This is a genomic window from Gemmatimonadota bacterium (assembly GCA_016714015.1).
In the GTDB taxonomy this organism is placed as follows: Bacteria; Gemmatimonadota; Gemmatimonadetes; order Gemmatimonadales; family Gemmatimonadaceae; genus Pseudogemmatithrix.
The window spans coordinates 259,380-280,072 of record JADJNZ010000001.1 but is presented as its reverse complement, the minus strand read 5'-3'; the positions used below and the strand labels follow the sequence as shown (position 1 = coordinate 280,072).

The following is a 20,693-nucleotide window of genomic DNA, read 5'->3' as shown; positions in this document are numbered from 1 at the left end:
CGCATGGCACGCAAGCGGCGCGCGAGCAAGACCCTCCGGATCCGGCCGATCACCGAGGAGCATCCGGTCGTCGTCGTGACCGAGCCGCGGCCGCGCTCGTGGTACCGCGACGCCGCGGGGAAGGTCAGCCGCGATCTCGACCCCAAGGAGTTCGCCGCGATCCTCCAGTCGGGCGCCGGCCTGCTCTGGGTGGACATCGACCATCGCAGCGACGCACAGCATCAGCTGCTCGAGCAGGTCTTCAAGTTCCATCCGCTGAGCATCGAGGACACGCGCTCGGCCGAGGGGCGCGTGAAGTTCGAGGAGTTCCCCGGCTACGCCTTCTGCGTGGTGCGCGCCGTGCGGTTCGTCGAGGAGACGCAGGACCTCTACGATATCGAGACGTTCAACCTCTCGTGCTTCATCGGGCACAACTTCGTCGTCACGGTGCACGGACCGCATGCGCCCGGCGTCGATGCCACGCACCAGCGCCTCGGGCTCGGCCCCGACCTGCTCGAGCGCGGCCCGGCGCGACTGCTCCACAACATCCTCGACACCACGGTCGACGCCTACTTCCCGATCATCGACCAGCTCGACGCCTTCGTCGACGGGCTCGAGGAGCGGGTCTTCGTGCACTTCGACCAGGAGTCGCTGCGCGACATCTTCTCGGTGAAGCGCCTCGTGCTGCAGCTGCGGCGCCACCTCTCGCCCATGCGCGAGGTGTTCAACATCCTGCAGAACCGCCCCTGCGCCGTCATCCCCGCCGACTCGCAGATCTGGTTCCGCGACATCTACGACCACGTCATCCGCCTCAACGAGTCGCTCGACACCTATCGCGACCTCCTCTCGAGCACGATGGACTCGTACCTCACGCAGGTGAGCAACCGGATGGGCCTCGTGACCAAGGGCCTGACCGTCGTCGCGACGCTCAGCGTGCCCTTCGTGGTGGTGAGCGGGATGTGGGGGATGAACTTCACGAACATCCCCCTCTCGGGGTGGCCGCACGGCTTCTGGGTGATGCTCGCCGTCCAGCTCGGGCTGGGCGGGGGGCTCATCTGGGTCCTCAAGCGCCGCGGTTGGCTGTAGATTCCCAGCGTGTTCTGCCCTGACTGCGGTACCTGGAACCGGAGCGCCGCCCGCAACTGCGGGCAGTGCAGTCTCGTGCTGCCGGAGGTGCCGGTCGCGATCGATGCGCCCGACCACCTGATCACGTCGATCCGTCAGGCGACGGGGCAGCGGTACAAGATCGTCCGGCGCATCGGCAGCGGCGGCATGGCCGACGTCTACGAGGCGCGCCACCACCTCCTCGACCGCCCCCTCGCGGTGAAGGTCCTGCACTCGCACCTCGCGCGCGAGCAGGAGATGCGCGAGCGCTTCAAGCGCGAGGCGGAGGCGGCGAGCCGCCTGCTGCATCCGTTCATCGCGTCGCCGCTCGACTACGGCGAGACGGACGAGGCGGTCTATCTGGTGATGCCGTTCATCGCCGGCGGCTGCCTCGCCGACGACCTCGGCGCGACGCGGATCATCGAGCCGCCGCGCGCGGCGCGCATCGCGGCGCAGGTCGCCACGGCGCTCGACTACGCCGCCCGCGCGGGCGTCGTCCATCGCGACGTGAAGCCCGACAACGTCCTCTTCGACGCCGACGGGAACGCGATCCTCACCGACTTCGGCATCGCGACCGCGCACTTCCACGGCCGCCTCACCGCCGGCGGCCGCGCGATGGGGACGCCGCACTACATGGCCCCCGAGCAGGCGATGGGCCGCTTCGTCGATGGCCGCGCCGACCTCTACGCCGTGGGCGTGATGCTCTACGAGTGCCTCCTCGGCACCACGCCCTTCGACGGCCCCGACGGCTACGCGATCGGCTACAAGCACGTGCACGAGCTCCCCACACCGCTGCAGAACGTCGCGCCGCACCTCCCGCGCGCGCTCTGCGAGATCACCATGCGCTGCCTCGAGAAGACCCCCGACGCGCGCTTCCAGCGCGGGCACGACCTCGCCCGCGCGATCTACGAGTGGATGCACACCGATGGCGTGTACGACGAGCCGCCCGCGCGCGCGAGTCGCCCGTCGGCGTGACCGCCCCCGCCCCCGCCGACGCGGGGCGTGAAGGGGCCACCCCGCGACTCGTCGAGGTCGCGCTCCCGCTCCCGCTCCTCCGCACCTTCACCTACGCCGTCCCCGACGCCACGCGGCATCCGCTCGTCGCGGGGAGCCGCGTCGTCGTCCCGGTGAAGGGGAAGCGCGCCATCGGCTTCTGCGTCGGCGAGAGCGACGGCGTCGCACTGGGCGACCGCAAGGCGCTCGCCGTCCTCGACGTCCCCGACGCGGAGCCGTCGCTCCAGCCCGACCTGCTCGCGACCTGTCGCTGGATCGCCGACTACCACGTCGTGCCGCTCGGCCTCGTCTGTCGCGCCGTCCTCCCCGCCGCGCTCGGCGTCGCCGCCAAGCCCGCCCCCGAAGGGAAGTCGGAGCGGTTGCTCGTCATCGCGCAGGAACTCCCCACGCTCCTCGAGCGGGACGCGGCCTTCAAGCGCGCGCCGCAGCAGCGCGCGCTGTACGAGCTGCTCGAACAGCTCGGCGGCCGCGCGCCGGTGAAGCTGCTGCTCGAGCGGCACGCCGTCTCCGCGGGCGTGGTGAGCGCCCTCGTGAAACGCGGGATCGCGCGCGCCGAGCGGGAAGGGAAGCACCGCGATCCCTTCGCCACGCGTCCCGCGGGCACGGCGCCGGCGATCACGCCGACGCCCGCGCAACAGGCCGCGATCGACGCGATCCTCGCCGGCGCACCGGGCGCCGCCTTCCTCCTCCGCGGCATCACCGGCAGCGGCAAGACGCTCGTCTACCTGCAGGTCCTCGAGCAGGTCGTGCGCCGCGAAGGGAAGAGCGCGATCGTGCTCGTCCCCGAGATCTCGCTCACGCCGCAGGCCGTCGACCGCTTCCGCGCCGTCTTCGGCGACATGGTCGCGGTCCTCCACTCGGGCCTCTCCGACGGCGAGCGCCTCGATGCCTGGCGCGCGCTCCGTCGCGGGGAGAAGCGCATCGCCGTCGGCGCGCGCTCGGCGATCTTCGCCCCGCTCGCGAACCTCGGCGCGATCATCGTGGACGAGGAACACGAGGCGAGCTACAAGCAGGCCGAGACGCCGCGCTATCATGCGCGCGACATCGCGCTCGTCCGCGCCCGCGAGACCGGCGCGCGCTGCGTCCTCGGCAGCGCCACACCGAGCCTCGAGAGCTGGAAGAACGCCCTCGACGGCCGCCTCACGCTCCTCACGCTCACCGACCGCGTGGGCGGTGGCGCACTCCCCGTCGTGCGCGTCCTCGACCTGCGGCAGGAGCTCAAGGCGAGCACCCCGGACGAGAAGGCGCGCCGCCAGGTCCTCTCCGCGCCGCTCGAAGCGCTGCTGCGCGATCGCCTGCGCAAGGGCGAGCAGAGCATCCTCCTGCTCAACCGTCGCGGCTACGCGAGTTTCGTGCAGTGCGCCGACGGCCACGTCGCGACCTGCCCCAACTGCTCCATCTCGCTCACGTATCATCGCACGCCCGAGCGGCTCGTCTGCCACTACTGCCAGCACCAGGAGTCGGCGGTGAAGGATTGCAGCGACTGCGGCGCGCCGATGGAACGCCAGCGCGGACTCGGCACGCAGCAGGTGGAGCGATTGGTCGTGGAGCGCATCCCCGAAGCGCGCATCGCGCGAATGGACGTGGACACGACGTCGGGGAAGTGGGCGCACTCGACGATCCTCGACCGCGTCGCGCGTGGCGAGGTGGACGTGCTGCTCGGCACGCAGATGATCGCCAAGGGCCTCGACTTCCCGAACGTGACGCTCGTGGGCGTGATCGACGCCGACATCGGCATCAACCTCCCCGACTTCCGCGCGAGCGAGCGCACCTTCCAGTTGCTGAGCCAGGTGGCCGGTCGCGCCGGTCGCGGCCCGAAGGGCGGGGAAGTGGTGATCCAGACGCGCGTGCCGAGCCACCACGCCGTGCGCCATGCGGCGACGCACGACTTCCTCGCCTTCGCCGCCGAGGAACTCGAGGCGCGCGAGAGTCCGCCGTATCCGCCAACGCTGCGCATCGCGAACGTCGTGGTGAGCGGCCTCGAGGAGTTGGCGGTCGCCGAGTTCGCACGGCAGGTGACCGACTGGCTGGTGGCGGCGGATGCGAAGTTCGGGCTGAACGTGACGATCCTCGGCCCCGCCCCCGCCCCCATCGAGCGCATCAAGACGCGGTTCCGGTGGCATGCGATCCTCAAGTCGCACACCCCCGCGCCGCTCACGCGACTGATCCGTGGCCTCATGACCGGGATCGATGTGCCTACGCATGCCGAGTTGCGGCTGGTGGTCGATCGGGATCCGGTGTCGTTGCTCTGAATCCCTCAACTGATCCACCACAGAGGGCACAGAGGGCACAGAGAACGGCGGAGGTTCGCGGCCACCGCCACCGCAACGGCATGGACCACAGGGGGGCACAGGGGACACAGGGGGCTCAGCCCCCCGCGCTGGCCCCCCTGTGCCCCCTGTGGTGAAAAGCAGTTGCCGTTCCGGCAGTTCTCCGCCGTTCTCTGTGCCCTCTGTGCCCTCTGTGGTGACGGCTGTTCCCCCGCCCGACTAGATTGCAGGCATGTCCCAGCAGACGATCCCGCTCTCGTCCGACGCCCGCGAACGCCTCCTGCTCGCCATCGCCGAGCAGGTCGACCCGGACCGCATCGCCGAGGTCCATTTCTTCCCGCCGATCCGCCAGGGCACCCTCGAGACCGGCGTCGCCGTCGTCGCCGCGTTGCGGTCCGTCGCCGAGGTCCCCGAGCGCGAACGGCACGTCGTCTACACGGCCCGCTACCGCTGGACCCGCAAGGGCCCCGAGCGCGGGAAATGGGAGTCCGAGGTCGTCGCCGAAGCGGACGCCCCCCTCGTGACGGTCGAGGCCGTCGTGAAGGGCGTCCAGCAGCGCTCCAACGACACCGTCGAACCCGAGCGCGTCTCCGGCGACGAGGCCCGCGCCCGCATCACCGACGCCCGGTGCCGGACCACCCCGTAGTCGAGCGCTTCGTCGGTTACCTCCGCGAGCACAACCTGCCCGTCACGGCGCAGCGGCTCGCCATCGCCGACGTGCTCCTCACCTCCGAGCGGCATCTCTCCGCCGAGGAGGTCGCGCAGGAGGTCTCCGCCCGCGGGCGCGCCGTCGGCACCGCCACCGTCTACCGCACCATCGACACCCTCCTCGAGAGCGGGCTCGTCGTCGAGCGCGACTTCGGCGAGGGCTTCCGCCGCTTCGAGCCCGCCCGCGACATCCCGCATCACGAGCATCTCGTCTGCACCCAGTGCGGCCGCGTCGAGGAGTTCCGCGACGAACGGCTCGAACGCATGACCACGATCGTCGCCGAGTCGCGCGGGTTCATGCGCCAGCGCCACCGGCTCGTCATCCACGGCGTCTGCAAGGACTGCCAGACGCGAGGACACCACTAGTGGAACCCGCCGGCCAGCTCGGCCTCCTCATCGCCTTCGGCGCCGGACTGCTCAGCTTCCTGAGCCCCTGCGTCCTCCCGCTCGTCCCGAGCTACATCACGTTCATCACCGGGATGACGCTCGAGGACATGCAGCAGACCAAGCGCGAGACGCTCACGCACGCGCTCTTCTTCGTCTGCGGCTTCTCGTTGATCTTCCTCGCCCTCGGCGCCGGCGCGACCGTGCTCGGCCAGGTCATGTTGCGCTATCGCGAGTGGATCAGCCGCGTCGGCGGCGCGCTCATCATCGTCTTCGGCCTCTACATGCTCGGCGTGTTCAACTTCGCCTTCCTCGCGAAGGACACGCGGCTCCACCTCAGCAGCAAGCCCATCGGCCACCTCGGCACGCTCCTCGTCGGCATCGCCTTCGGCGCCGGCTGGTCGCCCTGCATCGGCCCCATCCTCGGCGCGATCCTCACCATGGCCGCGACCGAGGGCGACCTGCAGCGCGGACTCCTCCTCCTCGCCGCCTACTCGGCCGGCCTCGCCGTGCCCTTCCTGCTCGCGGCGCTCATGGTGGACAAGTTCCTGACGGCGTTCGCGCGCTTCCGGCACCAGATGGTCTGGGTGAACCGCATCGCCGGCGTCATGCTCGTCCTCGTGGGCCTGCTCATGGTGACCGGACGCTTCACCATGCTGTCCAGCTGGCTGCAGGACCTGACGCCCGAGTTCATCCTCGACCGGATCTGACCGGTGGCCGGGTCCTGGATCTGGAACCCGCGCCCGCGTCCGATGGCCCGCCTCCGGCTGGTCTGCTTCCCCTACGCGGGGAGCGGCCCCTCCGGCTACCTCGGCTGGGTCCGGCACCTGCCCCCCGCCGTCGAACTGCGACTGATCGCCCCACCCGGGTGCGAACTCCGTCCGGACGAGGACCCCGAGGCCGACCTGTCGCGCTATCTCGACGGCATCCTCGCCGCCCTCCGGGACGACCCGTTCATGCCCATCGCGCTGTTCGGGCACTCCCTGGGCGGTCTCATGGCCTACGAGGTCGCCCGGCGGCTCGCCGCCACTGGCAGACCCCCCCTGCACCTTTTCGTCTCCGCGAAGGAGCCCGCCGAGGTCCCGCTGCGCTTTCCCGACCTGCATCTCCGGGATGACGCGGGGATGATCGAGGGGCTCCGGATCCTCAATGGCGGGCTCGCGCCGGAGCTCGAACAGGACCCCCTCTTGATGGCATCCGTCTTGCACAAGCTGAGAGGGGATTGGGCGTTGATGGCACAGGTCCCGACCGAACCGGTCCCGGCCCTCGATCTCCCTCTCACCGTGCTCTGGAGTCCCGACGATCCGACCACCGAGGAATCCGAGCTCAAGCGGTGGGAACAGCGGGTGATCGGTCCGGTCCGCTACGAGTCGTTCGCCGGAGGGCACCAGTACCTGAACTCGCAGGCCGCCGCTGTCGTTGGACGCATCTGCATCTATCTCGATCTCCCCACCTGAACCCACGATCCTCGAGGATGCGTTCTTGAACGGCGGCACGGAGGCGGAGTCGATCGCGGGCCTGGGGCGGGTGCCCGGGCTGCCGTGGGTCGCCGCACGCCGCGCCGTCCGTCCGCTCCGGGTCACGCACGCGCTCCCCGCGCCCGTGATCGCCGCGCTCGAGGCGAGCGCCACGGTCGCCGACACCGCCATCCCGCGCCTGCTCGTCGCCGCCTTCGCCGACATCCTCCGCCGCTACGCGCCCGAGGATGCCGTCCCGCTGCTGGTCACGCGTGGCGATTCGCGCGTCCTGCCGCTCTTCGTCGGCGTTGACGCGGATATGACGCTGCACGATGCGGCCGAACGCATCCGCGCCGCCGAGTCGGACGCCGTCCCGCGCGCTCCCGCCGCCGACGAGCGCGCGCTCCACCTCGCCATCGTCCGGGTCGCCGGGCGCGGGTCGCTCGCGCTCTCGGCGCAGGGGCTGCCGCGCGAGGTCGTGGCGCAGCTCCTCGCGCGCCTAGTCACGCTGCTCGCCGCCGCCATCCGGTCGCCGCGCGTCGCGCTCGGCGCCATCGACCTCGTCACCGCCACCGAGCGTGCACGGCTCCTCGGCGCGTGGGCGGGTCGACGGAACCGCTATCCCGCGCAGGCCTCGCTCGCCGCGCTCCTCCGCGCGACCGCGACCCAGCGCCGCACCGCCGTCGCCGTCGAGGACGCCGAGCATCGGCTCACCTACGCCGAGCTCGTCGCGCAGGCGGTGCGTCTTCGCGCCCAGCTCATCGCCGCGCGCGTGAAGCCCGGCGCGCGCGTCGGCGTGCTCGTCGAGCGCTCGGCCGCGCAGACCGTCGCGCTCGCCGGCGTCTTCGAAGCCGGTGCGGTCGCCGTCCCGCTCGAGGCGACGCAGCCCATCGCGCGGCTCCGGCGCATGCGCGAGATCGCCGGGCTCGAGGCCATCGTCTGCCTCGCGAACGGACGCGACCAGGCCGCGGCGATCGCCGGCAGCGGCGCACGGGCCGCGCGCCTGATCGTCCTCGCGCCGCTCGACACGCCCGTCGCGGGGACGCTCCCCGCGCTCCTCCCCGCGGCGCGGAGCGGCGGCGCGCGGCCGGCATACGTGCTCTTCACCTCGGGGAGCACCGGCGAGCCCAAGGGCGTCGAGTGCCCGCACCGCGCCGTCGTGCGCCTCGTCGTCGGCAACCGCCTCACGCGCGTGCGCGCCACCGATCGCGTCCTCGGCCACACGCCGTTCACCTTCGACGTGAACCTCTTCGAGACCTGGGGGGCGCTGCTCAACGGCGCGACGCTCCACCAGTCCTCCGCGGCGCTCCACTCCCTCGCCGAGCTCGGCGGCCTGCTCGCGGCGCATCGCATCACCGTGAGCTGCATGACCCCGGGGATCTTCCGCGAGATGGCACAGACGCAGCTCGCCAGGTTCGCCACGCTCCGGTTGCTCCTCGTCGCCGGCGAGGCGATGCCCCCGCGCGAGGCGGTGCGCGCGGCCAGGCGCTACCCGCGGCTCCTCGTGGTGAACGGCTACGGTCCCACCGAGAACAACTACACCACCGAGTACCGCGTCCGCGGGCGCGACGCCGAGGACGCGCCGGTGTCGATCGGTCGGCCGATCGACAACACGACGGTCTATCTCCTCGATGCCGCGCAGCGCCTCGTGCCGCCGGGGATGGTCGGCGAGCTCTGCACCGGCGGCGACGGCCTCGCCCTCGGCTACGTCGGACGGGCCGACCTCACCGCCGAACGCTTCGTCACCGCGCGCTTCCCCGGCGGCCGTCGCGAACGCGTGTATCGCACCGGTGATCTCGCCCGCCATCGCGCCGACGGCACGCTCGAGTTCCTCGGCCGCGCCGACGCGCAGGTGAAGGTGCGCGGCCATCGCGTCGAGCTCGAGGAGGTGGAGCGCACCCTCGTCGCCGCCTCCGGCGTGCGCGCGGCGGCGGTGGTCCTCGTCGGCGAAGGGGCCGGCGCGCGGCTCCGCGCGGCGCTCGTGCTCGCGCCGCGCGCCAAGGCGCCGGCCGCCATCGCGGCTGCCACGCGCCTGACCACCGAGCGACTGCCGGCGTTCATGGTGCCCGCCGAGTTCGTCGTGCTCGAGCACCTCCCGCTCACGCCGCACGAGAAGGTCGATCGCCGCGCGATCGCGTCGATGTTCGTCGCGCCGCCCGAGGCGCAGCGCGCGGCGCAGCCAGCGGCGCAGGCCGCGACTCCCGCGCGGCTCACCGCGCTCGAGTCGGCGCTCGCCGGCATCTGGACCGAGCTGCTCGGCGCGCCCGTGACCGACCGCGACGCGGCCTTCTTCGATGTCGGCGGCACGTCGCTCCTCGCGCTGTTGCTCGCCGAGGCCATCCGCCTCCGCCTCGGCGTGGAGCTGCCGATCGTGCGCGTCTTCGAGTTCCCGACCATCGCGCGGCTCGCGGCGCATCTCGCCGAGCGCGAGTCGGGCGTGGTGAGGAGTGGCGCGACGTCGACGTCGCGCGCGTCGTCCGGGGCCGCGACGCACGATCCGTCCCACGCTCCGTCGCGCGACGCGCGCATCGCGATCGTCGGCATGGCGGGCCGCTTCCCCGGCGCCGCGTCGCCCGACGCGCTCTGGACGCTCCTCCGCGAGGGGCGCGACGGCGTGCGCCACTTCTCGCGCGACGGGATCGATGCCTCGATCCCCGATCGCCTGGCGCCGCACTACTCGCCGGCGCGCGGCGTGCTCGACGGCGTGGAGGATTTCGATCCCGAGTTCTTCGGGATGAACCCGCGCCTCGCCGAGATCACCGACCCGCAGCAGCGCCTCCTGCTCGAGGCCGCATGGAACGCCTTCGAGGACGCCGGCATCGTCCCCGGCGACGGCGAGCGCCTCACCGGCGTCTACGCCGGCGTCTCGCACAACGCCTACGCGTCGCAGAACCTCCGCACGCATCCCGAGCTTGCCGAGGCCCTCGGCGACGCGGCGCTGCTCTTCCAGAACGACAAGGACTACGCCGCGCTGCACATCGCGCATCGCCTCGACCTCCGCGGCCCCGCGATGGCGGTGCAGACCTCGTCGTCCACGTCGCTCACCGCCATCGCGATGGCGGTGCAGGCGCTGCGCGCGGGGCAGTGCGATCGCGCGCTCGCCGGCGGCGCGTCGGTGACGGTGCCGGTGAACAGCGGGCATGCGCACGTCGAGGGCGGCATGTTCTCGCGCGACGGCCGCACCCGCACCTTCGACGCCGACGCGTCGGGCACGGTGTTCAGCGACGGCGTCGCGATGGTGCTCCTCATGCGCCTCGCCGACGCCGAGCGCGACGGGCTCCGCATCCTCGGCGTCATCCACGGCGTCGGCGTCACCAACGACGGCGCGGGGCGCGCGAGCTTCTCCGCCCCGACGGTGCAGGGCCAGGAGGCCTCCGTCGCGCGCGCCTTCGCCGATGCCGGCTGGCGCGCCGACTCGGTGAGCTACGTCGAGGCGCACGGCACCGGCACGCCGCTCGGTGATCCCATCGAGGTCGAGGCGCTCACCCGCGCCTTCGCCCGCACCACCGACCGCCGCCGCTTCTGCTGGATCGGCTCGGTGAAGTCGAACATCGGTCACTGCACCGCGGCCGCCGGCGCCGCGAGCGTGATCAAGGTGCTCCTCGCGATGCGCCACGGCTTCATCCCGCGCACCCTGCACGTCGAGACGCCCAATCCGCGCATCGACTTCACCGACTCGCCCTTCCTCGTCGCGCGCGACGGGATCGCGTGGGAGACCGACGGCCACCCGCGTCGCGCCGGCGTGAGCTCGTTCGGCGTCGGCGGGACCAACGTGCACCTGCTCGTCGAGGAGCATCGCGGGGCGGACGCGAGCGCCGCGTCGCGGGGAACCTCCCGCGACGGCACCCGCACGAGGCGTGACGCGCCCTCCCCGAGCACGGCGCGGATGCTCTTCCTCTCGGCGCGCACGCCGGGCGCCCTGCGCGCGCGCGCGCGCGACCTCGCCGAGGGCTTGCGGCGCGAGCCGGCGCCCGCCCTCGACGCCGTCGCCGCCGAGCTGCGGCTCGGACGTCGCGCCTTCGAGCACCGCGCCGTCGTCGTCGCCTCGTCGCGCGAGGAGGCCGCGACCGCGCTGGATCAGCTCGCCGCGGGCGACGACGCGCTGCCGCGCACCACGGCGCGCGACGCGATCCTCCTCTTCCCCGGCCAGGGCGCGCAGACCGCCGGGGCGGGGAAGACGCTCTACGCCGCCGACGCCATCTTCCGCGCGGCGATCGACCGCTGCGCCAAGGCCGCCGGCCGCATTCGCGGCAAGTCGCTCACGCATTGGCTCTTCGCCGACGACGCGACCACGGCCGCGCTGCTGCGCGAGACCGAGATCGCGCAGCCGGTGCTCTACGCGCTGGAGTACGCGCTCGGTCAGCGGCTGCTCGCCGGCGGGCTCCGTCCCGCGGCGATGGTCGGGCACAGCATCGGCGAGTTCGCCGCCGCCGCGCTCGCCGAGGTGATGACCCCGGACGACGCGATGCGCGCGGTGGTCGCGCGCGGCCGGCTCATGGCCGCGATGCCCGGCGGCGCGATGCTCGCGGTACGGCTCCCCGCCGAGCAGGTGCGGCCCCGCCTCGGCGCGGACGTCGTCGTCGCGGCCGTGAATGCGCCGCGACTCTGCGTCCTCGCCGGTCCCGAGGCCGCGATCGCCACGCTCGAGGTCGCGCTCACGGCCGACGACATCGGCTGTCGCCGCCTGCAGACCTCGCACGCCTTCCACTCGCCCTCGATGGACGACGCGGCGAGTCGTTTCGAGTCGGTGATGCGGAAGGTGACACTGCGCTCACCGACGATCCCGTTCATCTCGTGCGTGAGCGGCACGTTCATCACGGCCGCGGATGCGATCGATCCCGCGTACTGGGCGCGCCAGCTGCGGGAGCCGGTGCGCTTCGCCGATGGGCTCGTGGCCGCTGCCGCCGACCGTCCGGTGCTGCTCGTCGAGGCCGGACCGCGCGAGTCGTTGTCCGCCCTCGGTCTCCAGAACCTCGGTGCTCGCGCGGTGAGCGCGGCCCTCCTGCCGGCACGCGACCAGGCGCAGGAGTTCGGGGATTTCCTGACCGCGGTCGGTGCCCTCTGGCGAAGTGGCCTCGATGGGTTGACTTGGAGTGGATTCGACAGTCTCTTGACCGTTTCTCGTGCGGCACTGCCCGGATACCCGTTCGAGCGGCGTCGGCTGTGGGTCGAGCCGTCGCGCGACGCGGGTGTCCGTTCCCGTCAGACCGGCACCGCCCGCGACCTGCGTGGCCTGCTGCAGGATCAACTCCATCTCATCCAGGACCAGCTCAGCGTGCTGCGCAGCGTGACCGCGGATCCCTCCGCAGTGGGAGCCACGGAGTGAGCACGCCCGCGTTGCGCGAGGCCGTCGCGTCGCTGATCGAGGAACTCACCGGCATCACCGCCGATGAGCTCGATCCCGCCACGTCGCTCGCCGAGCTCGGCCTCGATTCGCTCACGCTCACGCAGCTCGCGTCGCGCCTGCAGCGCCGCTTCGGCATCACCATCGGCTTCCGCGAGTTCTTCACCACCACGCGGACGATCGACGCGGTCTGCGCGCGCATCGCCGCCGAGGGCGCGGAGCGGGAGACGGCCCCCACGCACGACGCCGCGCGATCGACCGCACCGGCCGCCGCGCCCGACGCGCTGTCCGCCGCGGTCCGCACGGCGACGGGTGAGGGCGCGGCCGCGATGGTGCCGATGATGGTCGCGCAGCTCGAACTCATGAAGGCGCAGTTGCAGGCCGTCGCGAACGCCGAGGGCATCGCGCTCGTGCAGGCCGCGGCCCCTGCGCCGGTCACGAAGCCGTCCGCCCCCCGCGCGCGCCCCGTCGCCCGCCCGGTCGCCCGCCCCGTCGTGTCCGCCGGCGCCGAACCGGGAGCGCTCACGCCGCACCAGGACGCGGCGGTCCGGCAGTTCGCCGAGGCGTGGAACCGCAAGACCGCCCGCTCCAAGGCGATCATCGGCGCCGAGCGCGCCGTGCACGCCGACCCGCGCACCGCGAGCGGCTGGAACGACCAGTGGAAGGAGATCGTGTATCCCCTCGTCGTCGACCGCTCCGACGGCGCGTACCTCTGGGATCTCGACGGCAATCGCTACATCGACCTGCTCAGCGGCTTCGGTCCGACCTTCTTCGGGCACAATCCGCCGTTCGTCGTCGCGGCCGTGCGCGCGCAGCTCGAGCGCGGCTTCGAGCTCGGGCCCTCGTCGCCGCTCGCCGGCGAGGCGGCACGGCTCGTCTGCGAACTCACCGGCGTCGATCGCGCGACCTTCGTCTGCACCGGCTCCGAGGCGGTGCAGGCCGCGCTGCGCATCGCGCGCACGGTCACCGGGCGCACGCGCGTCGTCACCTTCGCGGTGGACTACCACGGCAACTTCGACGAGGTGCTCCTGCGCGGGATCGACGGGCCGCGCGGCCCTCGCACCGTGCCGAGCGCCCCGGGTGTCCCGCAGCGCGCGGTGGACGACATGACGGTGCTCGAGTACGGCAGCGATCGCGCCCTCGAGTACATCCGCGCGCACGCGCACGAGCTCGCCGCGGTCCTCGTCGAGCCGGTGCAGTCGCGGCATCCGGCGCTCCAGCCGCGCGAGTTCCTCCATGCGCTGCGCGGCATCACGCGCGAGTCGGGCGCGGTGCTGATCCTCGACGAGGTCGTCACCGGCTTCCGCGTGCATCCGGGCGGTGCCCAGCACCACTTCGGCGTCGAGGCCGACCTCGTCACCTACGGCAAGGTGCTCGGCGGCGGACTCCCCATCGGCGTCGTCGCCGGCCGGCGGCCCTTCATCGACGTGCTCGACGGCGGCCCCTGGGCCTTCGGCGACGAGAGCGCGCCGGAGCAGGGCGTCTCGTTCTTCGCCGGCACCTTCGTGCGCCACCCGCTCGCGCTCGCGGCGACGGTCGCCACGCTGCGCTACCTGCGCGACGCGGGACCGTCGTTGCAGGCCGACCTCAACGCCCGCGCGGCGCGCTTCGTCGCCGCCATGCAGGCCGTCGCGCGCGAACTCCAGGCGCCGGTCTCCATGGAGCACTTCGGGTCGATCATGCACCTGAAGGCCACCGACCCGCGCGATCCGCTCAACACCTTCCTCTGGCACTTCCTCCGCGACGAGGGCGTGCATCTGCTCGAGGGCTTCCCGACCTATCTCACGCTCGCGCACAGCGACGACGATCTCGCGGCGGTCGTCGCCGCCTTCCGTCGCGCCATCGCGCGGATGTTCGCCGCGCGCTTCTGGACCTCGCCTGCCGCCGCGCCGAGCATCGCGCCCGCCGCCGAGCGCTTCAGCACGCCGCCCGTCCCCGGCGCGCGCCTCGGGCGCGCCGCCGACGGCTCGGCCGCCTGGTTCGTCGAGGATCCGGCGGCTCCCGGCACGTACGTGCAGGTGGAGGCCTGATGGCGGATCCGAGGTCGAAGCGCGCGAGCACCCCGCTCGATCCGTTCGCCGGCGGCGCGCTCGTCGCGTCCGCCCCCACCACCGACGCCCAGCGCGAGGTCCTCGCCGTCGCCCGCCTCGGCGACGACGCCAACCTCGCGTACAACGAAGGGACGCAGCTCACGCTGCACGGCGCGGTGGACCAGGCGCGCCTCATCGCGGCGCTCGAGGCCGTGCATCGCCGGCACGAGTCGCTGCGGATGACCTTCAGCAAGGACGACGAGGCGTTCTTCGTCTGGGACCGGCCGCTCCGGGTGGAGCGTCGCGCCGCCGCGCCCGTGGAGGCGTTCGACCTCGACGAGGGGCCGCTCTTCCGCGCCATCCTCCTCGACGGCCCCGCGGACCGCACCGAGCTCGTCCTCCTCGCGCATCATCTCGCCTGCGACGGCTGGTCGCTCGGCGTGCTCGTGCAGGAACTGCTCACGCTCTATCGCGATCCCGCCGCCGCGCTCGGGGACGCGCCGCGCTTCATCGACTACGCCCAGCGCGACCGCGCGCCCATCGCGCCCGAGACGGAGCAGTTCTGGCGCCGGCAGTTCGAGGGCTCGGTGCCGCGGATGGAGCTCCCCGCCGAGCGCGCGCGCGGCCCCGTGCGCGACTACCGCGCCGCGCGCGTGGACGTCGACGTCGATCCCGCGCTCGTCGCCGAGGTGCGGCGCTTCGCGGCGAGGCAGCAGGTGACCTTCGTCGCGGCGATGCTCGCCGCCGCCGCCGCCACCGTCAGCCGCCTCTGCGGCGAGGATGACGTGGTGCTCGCGCTCCCCTCCGCCGGCCAGGCGACGCTCGGCATGCCGGGACTCGTCGGGCACTGCGTGAACGTCCTGCCCGTGCGCCTCTACGTCGATGCGCAGGAGTCCGTCGGCGCGCTCGTGCGCCGCGCGGGGACGCGCCTCCTCGACGTGCAGGAGCATGCGCGCTTCACGCTCGGCCGCCTGCTCCGGACCGTCGCGCTCCCGCGCGTCCCCGGCCGCATCCCCGTGACGCCCGTGATGTTCAACGTCGACCAGGGGCTCAAGCTCGATACCCTGCTCGCCGGCACCGCGCTGCGCGGCGAGGTGCGCACCATCCCGCGCGTCGCCGAGTACTTCGAGCTCTTCCTCAACCTCGTGCAGCACGAGGGGCGGCCGCTCGTCATCGAGTGCCAGTACAACGCGCACTGCTTCAGCGAGGCGCTCGTGCGCGAGTGGCTCGCCGGCTACGTCGCGCTCCTCGCGTCGATGGTCGCCGATGCCGACCGCCCCGCCGCCGCGCTCGACGCGATCCCGCCGGCCACGCGCGCCCGGCTCGACGGGGAATGGCAGGGCCCGTCGCTCGCCGCCGCGCCACCGGCGACGGTGCACGAGTGGATCCTGCGCACCGCCGCCGCATCGCCGACGGCCATCGCCGTGCGCGACGCCGCGGGCACGCTCACCTACGCCGGGCTCGTCGCGCAGGCGCGCGCGCTCGGTGAGGAGCTCCAGCGCGCTGGCGTCGCGCCCGGCGACCGCGTCGCGCTCTCCGTCTCGCGGTCGCGCTCGCTCCCCGTGGCGCTGCTCGCCACGCTCGCCGCCGGCGCGACCTACGTGCCGATCGACCCCGAGTATCCGCGCGACCGCGTGCGCTTCATGCTCGAGGATGCGGCGCCGCGCGTCTGGCTCGTCGAGGGCGCGCTCCCCGAGTTCGCGCCGCCGGGCACCGCCGTGCTCGACCTCGCCGCGCTCCCGACCGGCGCGCGCGCCAGCGCGGCCGCGGGCGCGACAGCGGGCGCGAACGACGCCCTCGTCGCCGCGGACATCGCGTACCTGATCCACACCTCCGGCTCCACCGGCCGACCCAAGGGCGTGCTCGTCCCGCATGCGGCGGTGACGAACTTCCTCGCCGCCATGGCCGCGGCGCTGCCCATCGGGCCGAGTGACCGGGTCCTCGCGCTCACCACGCTCTCGTTCGACATCGCCGCGCTCGAACTGCTCCTGCCGCTCGTCACCGGCGCGAGCGTCTTCGTCGTGGACCGCACCACCGCGCGCGACCCGCGCGCATTGGCCGACGCGATCGCCGCGCAGGGCATCACGCTCATGCAGGCGACGCCCTCGACCTATCGCATGCTCCTCGACGACGGCTGGGTCCCCCCCGCCGGCCTCAAGGCGCTCTGCGGCGGCGAGGCGCTCCCCGCCGAGCTCGCCGCGCGCCTGCACCGCGGTGTCGCGCGACTCTGGAACGTCTTCGGACCCACCGAGACGACCATCTGGTCCACGCTGCAGGAGATCACCGCCGTCGAGTCGGTGGTCCCCATCGGGCGTCCCATCGCGCGCACGCAGGTCGAGATCGTCGATGCGCGCGACCGCCGCGTGCCGGTCGGCGTACCGGGCGAGCTCCTCATCGGCGGCGACGGCGTCGCGCGCGGCTACCACGCGCGGCCGGAGCTCACCGCCGAACGGTTCGTCGCGCATCCGCTCGCGCAGGGTGCGCGCATGTACCGCACCGGCGATCTCGCCGCCTGGCGCCCCGACGGCACGCTCGTCTTCCTCGGGCGCGCCGACGCGCAGGTGAAGATCCGCGGCTTCCGCGTGGAGCTCGGCGAGGTGGAGTCCGTCCTCGCGGCGATGCCCGAGGTCGCGGTCGCCGGCGCGCGTCTCTGGGATGACGGACAGGGCGACGCGCGCATCGCCGCCTACGTGGTGCCCGCGGCCGGACGCGCGGTCGATGCCGAGGCGATGCTTCGCCGGCTCCGCGCGCTGCTGCCGTCCTACATGGTGCCGCAGCATCTCGTCACGCTCGCCGCCATGCCGCTCACGCCCAACGGCAAGCTCGACCGCGCGGCTCTCCCCTCGCCGATGACCGTCGAGGACACGCCCGATGATCCGGCCGAGTGGTCGGAGCGCGAGCGGCTCGTCGCCCGCGTCTGGACGGAGGTGCTCGGCGCGCCCGTCACGCGCCGCTCCGCCGACTTCTTCGCGCTCGGCGGGCACTCGATCCTCGTCGGCCGCGTGATCTCGCGCCTCGAGCACCAGCTCGGCGTGACGATCGGCCTGCGGCGCCTCTTCGAGCAGAGCCGGCTCGAGGACTTCGTGCAGGCCATCCCGCAGTCGCGTGTCAGCGGCGCCTCGTACGAGGAGCTGAGCCTGTGATGATCCGCGACCTCCTCGCGCGGCTGCACGATCGCGGCGTCGGCCTGCGCGTCGAAGGGGACGAGCTGAAGGTGCGCGCGCCGAAGGGCGCGCTCACGCCGGAGGAGGTGCGCCTCCTGAAGGAGCACAAGCCGGCGCTCGTCGCCGAGCTGCGGCGCGCGGGGCGGTGGGGCGTGGAGGTCTCGGGGCAGCTCGAGCGGCTCTGGTACCTCGATCGCCTCCAGCCCGGGCTCACCGGATGGGTGCTGCAGGGCGCCGTGCGGCTCGAAGGCCCGCTCCGTCCCGACCTCTTCAAGGCCGCGGTGCGCGAGTTCGTCGAGCGCCACGATCTCGGGCGCGTGCACCTGCGCACCGAGGCCGGCCGCCCCTTCCTCGACTATGCCGCCGAGACCGTCTTCTCGTACGACGAGCTCGAGGCGGCGGATGTCCTCGCCGACCCGAACGACCCCGCCGCGCTCCTCACCTGGGTCGCCGATGCGGGACGCACCTCCATCCCGCTCGACCAGCCACCGCTCATCCGCTTCACCATGTTGCGCGTGAGCGATGAGTTGCATGTGTTCAACATCCTCATCCATCACGCGATCTGGGATGGGTGGGGGTTCGACATCTGCTACCGCGACATCGCCGAGTGCTACGCCGCGCGGCTCGAGGGCCGTGCGCCGGTGCTCCCCGCACTCACGGCCGGCTACGGCGACTACGTGCAGTCGCAGCGGGAGCGCGTCTCCGGCGACCGCGCGCGCGAGAGCGAGCGCTTCTGGGGCGAGGCCCTCGCCGCGCCGATCCCCGACCTCGAGCTGGTCGGCGACCGTCCGCGTCCCGCCGAGGTGGGGTACGGCGGCATGCGCGTGCACTTCGAGCTGCGCGATGCCGACCTCGCTCGCCTCCGCGCGCTCGCGAAGGCGTCGCATGCGACCGTGTTCAGCGTCGTCCTCGCCGCCTGGACGGCGATGCTCCATCGATTCACCGGACAGGACGACCTCATCGTCGGCGTGCCGGTGCAGGGACGCCACGAGCCGCGCTTCGACGAGGTGGTCGGATTCTTCGTGAACACGATGGCGATCCGCGCGCATCCGACGCCGACGATGACCTTCCGCGAGCTGATGCGGCAGGTCGCCGACCGCACCATCGCGGCGCTCGACCACCAGGACACGCCGTTCGAATGGCTCGTGCGCCGCCTCGCGCGCCGCGATCCCAGCCGCACGCCGATCTTCCAGACGCTCCTCACGCACCAGTACGCCGCCGACCGGCCCGGGATGTGGGGCAACGTCCGCGTGCGGTCGATCAACCATCCGATCCACGCGACGACGTTCGACATCAGCATGTGGATGCGCGAGTACCATGACCGCCTGGACTCCGGCATCGACATGCGCACCGACCTGTACGACGGGCGGTCGGTCGAGACGCTCGCGCGCGCCTTCGTGCGGCTCATCGTCGCCGCCGTCGCGGCCCCCGACACGCCGCTCCGCGACCTGCCGCTCCTCGACGCGGCGGAGGCGGAGGCCGAGACCCGCGGCCGGCGCGGGCCGCAGCGCGACCTCGAGTCGCTCGATTCGTTCCTCTCCGACATCGAGTCACACGCCTATCGCGCGCCGCAGCGCGTGGCGGTGGAGGACCCCAACGGGGCGGTGCGCTACGGCGAACTCTGGACCCGCGCCGGTGCGGTCGCCGCCGCACTCCGCGCGCGCGGCCTGCGCCCGGGCGATCCGGTGGTGATGCTCGTCGAGCGCGACCGGCACCTGCCGGCGCTGCTCCTCGGGATCCTCCGCGCCGGCGCGAGCTATCTCCCCTTCGACGCGAGCTACCCCGTCGAACGGCTCCGCTTCATGGCCGAGGACGGCGGGGCGCAGCTCGCCATCGTCGATGCCGGCACCCGCGGCCTCGCCGAGGAGATCGGCCTGCGGCCGCTGCTCAAGGACGACCTCATGATGTCGTCGAGCGCCGCCGGCGAGGCGCATCCGCACGTCACCGACGTCGCCTACCGGCTCTACACCTCCGGCTCCACCGGTCAGCCCAAGGCCGTCGCCGTCACGCACGGCGCGCTCACCAACTTCCTCGCCGGGATGCAGGACCTCCTGCACCTCACCCCCGACGACGTGCTGCTCGCGGTCACGACGATCGCCTTCGACATCTCGCTCCTCGAGCTGCTCCTCCCGCTCGTGAGTGGCGGGCGCGTCGTGATCGCCTCGTCGGACGAGACGCTCAACGCGCCCGCGCTCGCGCAGCGCATGCGCTCGAACGCCGTCACCGTCATGCAGGCGACCCCGGCGACCTGGCGACTGCTGCTGGACGACGGCTGGCCGGGCCGGCTCCGCGTCGCGCTCGCCGGCGGCGAGGACCTTCCGCGCGCCGTCGCCGACGGCCTGCTCGAGCGCTGCGACACGCTCTGGAACATGTACGGGCCCACCGAGACGACCGTCTGGTCCACCGCACATCGCGTGGTGGACCGCGAGGGGCCGATCCCCATCGGCCGGCCGATCCTCAACACCAACGTCTACGTCCTCGACGACCAGCGCCGCCCCGTCCCGCAGGGGATGCCGGGCGAGGTCTGGATCGGCGGCGCTGGCGTCGCCCTCGGCTACTGGAACCGGCTCGAGCTCACCGACGCGCGCTTCGTGCATGACCCGTTCTCCGACGTGCCGGGCGCGCGGATGTATCGCACCGGCGATGTCGGGCGCTGGCGCGCCGACGGCACGCTCGCCTTCCTCGGGCGCGTGGACACGCAGGTGAAGGTCCACGGACACCGCATCGAGCTCGCCGAGGTCGAACGCGTGCTCGAGTCGCTCCCCGGCATCCGCCAGGCGACCGTGGACGCGCGCGGCGAGGTCGCCGACCGCCGACTCATCGGCTGGGTGCTCTTCGAGGACGGGCTCGATGACCCGCCGACCTCATCGGAGCTGCGCCGGGAGTTGCGCACTCGCCTCCCCGCCTTCATGGTCCCTGCCATCCTCGTCCCCGTGACCGAGATGCCGCTGACCCTGAACGGGAAGGTCGACCGCCGCCGTCTCCCCGATCCGACGCGCACCGCCGCGACGGATCGCACGGAGTTCGCGCCGCCGCAGGGGACCATGGAGGAGGCGATCGCGATCGAATGGCGCCGCCTGCTCGATCTCCCGCAGGTCGGCCGCCACGACAACTTCTTCGAGCTCGGCGGCTACTCGCTCCTCTCGCTCCAGGCGGTCGCCGCGGTGGAGCAGCGCACCGGGCGTCGCATCGACCCGCGCCGCTTCTTCTTCTCCACCCTCGCGCAGTTGGCCGAGTAG

The 20,693-nt window shown here is 72.9% G+C and carries 11 protein-coding genes; all 11 read left to right on the top strand.

What is annotated here, in order from left to right; genetic code table 11:
- The first annotated feature begins 3 nt into the window (after positions 1-3).
- Positions 4-1,065 carry a magnesium/cobalt transporter CorA gene (gene corA / locus IPJ78_01115; protein ID MBK7905143.1) on the top strand — a complete coding sequence of 354 codons (1,062 nt, stop codon included), beginning with the start codon at positions 4-6 and terminating at the stop codon, positions 1,063-1,065.
- A gap of 9 nt (positions 1,066-1,074) precedes the next feature.
- Entirely contained in the window at positions 1,075-2,058 is a 984-nt protein-coding gene (locus tag IPJ78_01110) for a serine/threonine protein kinase (protein ID MBK7905142.1), read from the top strand.
- Positions 2,055-4,349 carry a primosomal protein N' gene (gene priA / locus IPJ78_01105; protein MBK7905141.1) on the top strand — a complete coding sequence of 765 codons (2,295 nt, stop codon included), beginning with the start codon at positions 2,055-2,057 and terminating at the stop codon, positions 4,347-4,349. The genes IPJ78_01110 and priA overlap by 4 nt, the downstream gene beginning before the upstream one ends.
- Positions 4,350-4,599: 250 nt before the next feature.
- A complete protein-coding gene (locus IPJ78_01100; protein MBK7905140.1) occupies positions 4,600-5,013 on the top strand; it encodes a hypothetical protein in 414 nt (137 codons plus the stop codon).
- The gene (locus IPJ78_01095) at positions 4,995-5,441 is read left to right on the top strand and encodes a transcriptional repressor (GenBank protein ID MBK7905139.1); all 447 of its coding nucleotides are present in this window, start codon (positions 4,995-4,997) and stop codon (positions 5,439-5,441) included. The genes IPJ78_01100 and IPJ78_01095 overlap by 19 nt, the downstream gene beginning before the upstream one ends.
- Positions 5,441-6,169, top strand: a complete 729-nt coding sequence (locus IPJ78_01090) for a cytochrome c biogenesis protein CcdA (protein MBK7905138.1) — start codon at positions 5,441-5,443, stop codon at positions 6,167-6,169. The genes IPJ78_01095 and IPJ78_01090 overlap by 1 nt, the downstream gene beginning before the upstream one ends.
- Positions 6,170-6,172: 3 nt before the next feature.
- Positions 6,173-6,916 (top strand): thioesterase, encoded by a 744-nt coding sequence (locus IPJ78_01085; protein ID MBK7905137.1) that lies wholly within the window; start codon positions 6,173-6,175, stop codon positions 6,914-6,916.
- A gap of 25 nt (positions 6,917-6,941) precedes the next feature.
- Positions 6,942-12,242: an amino acid adenylation domain-containing protein gene (locus IPJ78_01080; protein ID MBK7905136.1), complete on the top strand. Its 5,301-nt coding sequence runs from the start codon at positions 6,942-6,944 to the stop codon at positions 12,240-12,242.
- The gene (locus tag IPJ78_01075) at positions 12,239-14,290 is read left to right on the top strand and encodes an aminotransferase class III-fold pyridoxal phosphate-dependent enzyme (GenBank protein ID MBK7905135.1); all 2,052 of its coding nucleotides are present in this window, start codon (positions 12,239-12,241) and stop codon (positions 14,288-14,290) included. The genes IPJ78_01080 and IPJ78_01075 overlap by 4 nt, the downstream gene beginning before the upstream one ends.
- The gene (locus IPJ78_01070; protein MBK7905134.1) at positions 14,290-17,433 is read left to right on the top strand and encodes an amino acid adenylation domain-containing protein; all 3,144 of its coding nucleotides are present in this window, start codon (positions 14,290-14,292) and stop codon (positions 17,431-17,433) included. The genes IPJ78_01075 and IPJ78_01070 overlap by 1 nt, the downstream gene beginning before the upstream one ends.
- Positions 17,433-20,693: an amino acid adenylation domain-containing protein gene (locus IPJ78_01065; protein ID MBK7905133.1), complete on the top strand. Its 3,261-nt coding sequence runs from the start codon at positions 17,433-17,435 to the stop codon at positions 20,691-20,693. Before IPJ78_01070 ends, IPJ78_01065 begins: the two co-directional genes overlap by 1 nt.

Coding starts and splice junctions, on each gene's coding strand:
- corA (MBK7905143.1), top strand. CDS start 4: ATGGCACGCAAGCGGCGCGCGAGCAAGACCCTCCGGATCCGGCCGATC.
- IPJ78_01100 (MBK7905140.1), top strand. CDS start 4,600: ATGTCCCAGCAGACGATCCCGCTCTCGTCCGACGCCCGCGAACGCCTC.
- IPJ78_01070 (MBK7905134.1), top strand. CDS start 14,290: ATGGCGGATCCGAGGTCGAAGCGCGCGAGCACCCCGCTCGATCCGTTC.
- IPJ78_01065 (MBK7905133.1), top strand. CDS start 17,433: ATGATCCGCGACCTCCTCGCGCGGCTGCACGATCGCGGCGTCGGCCTG.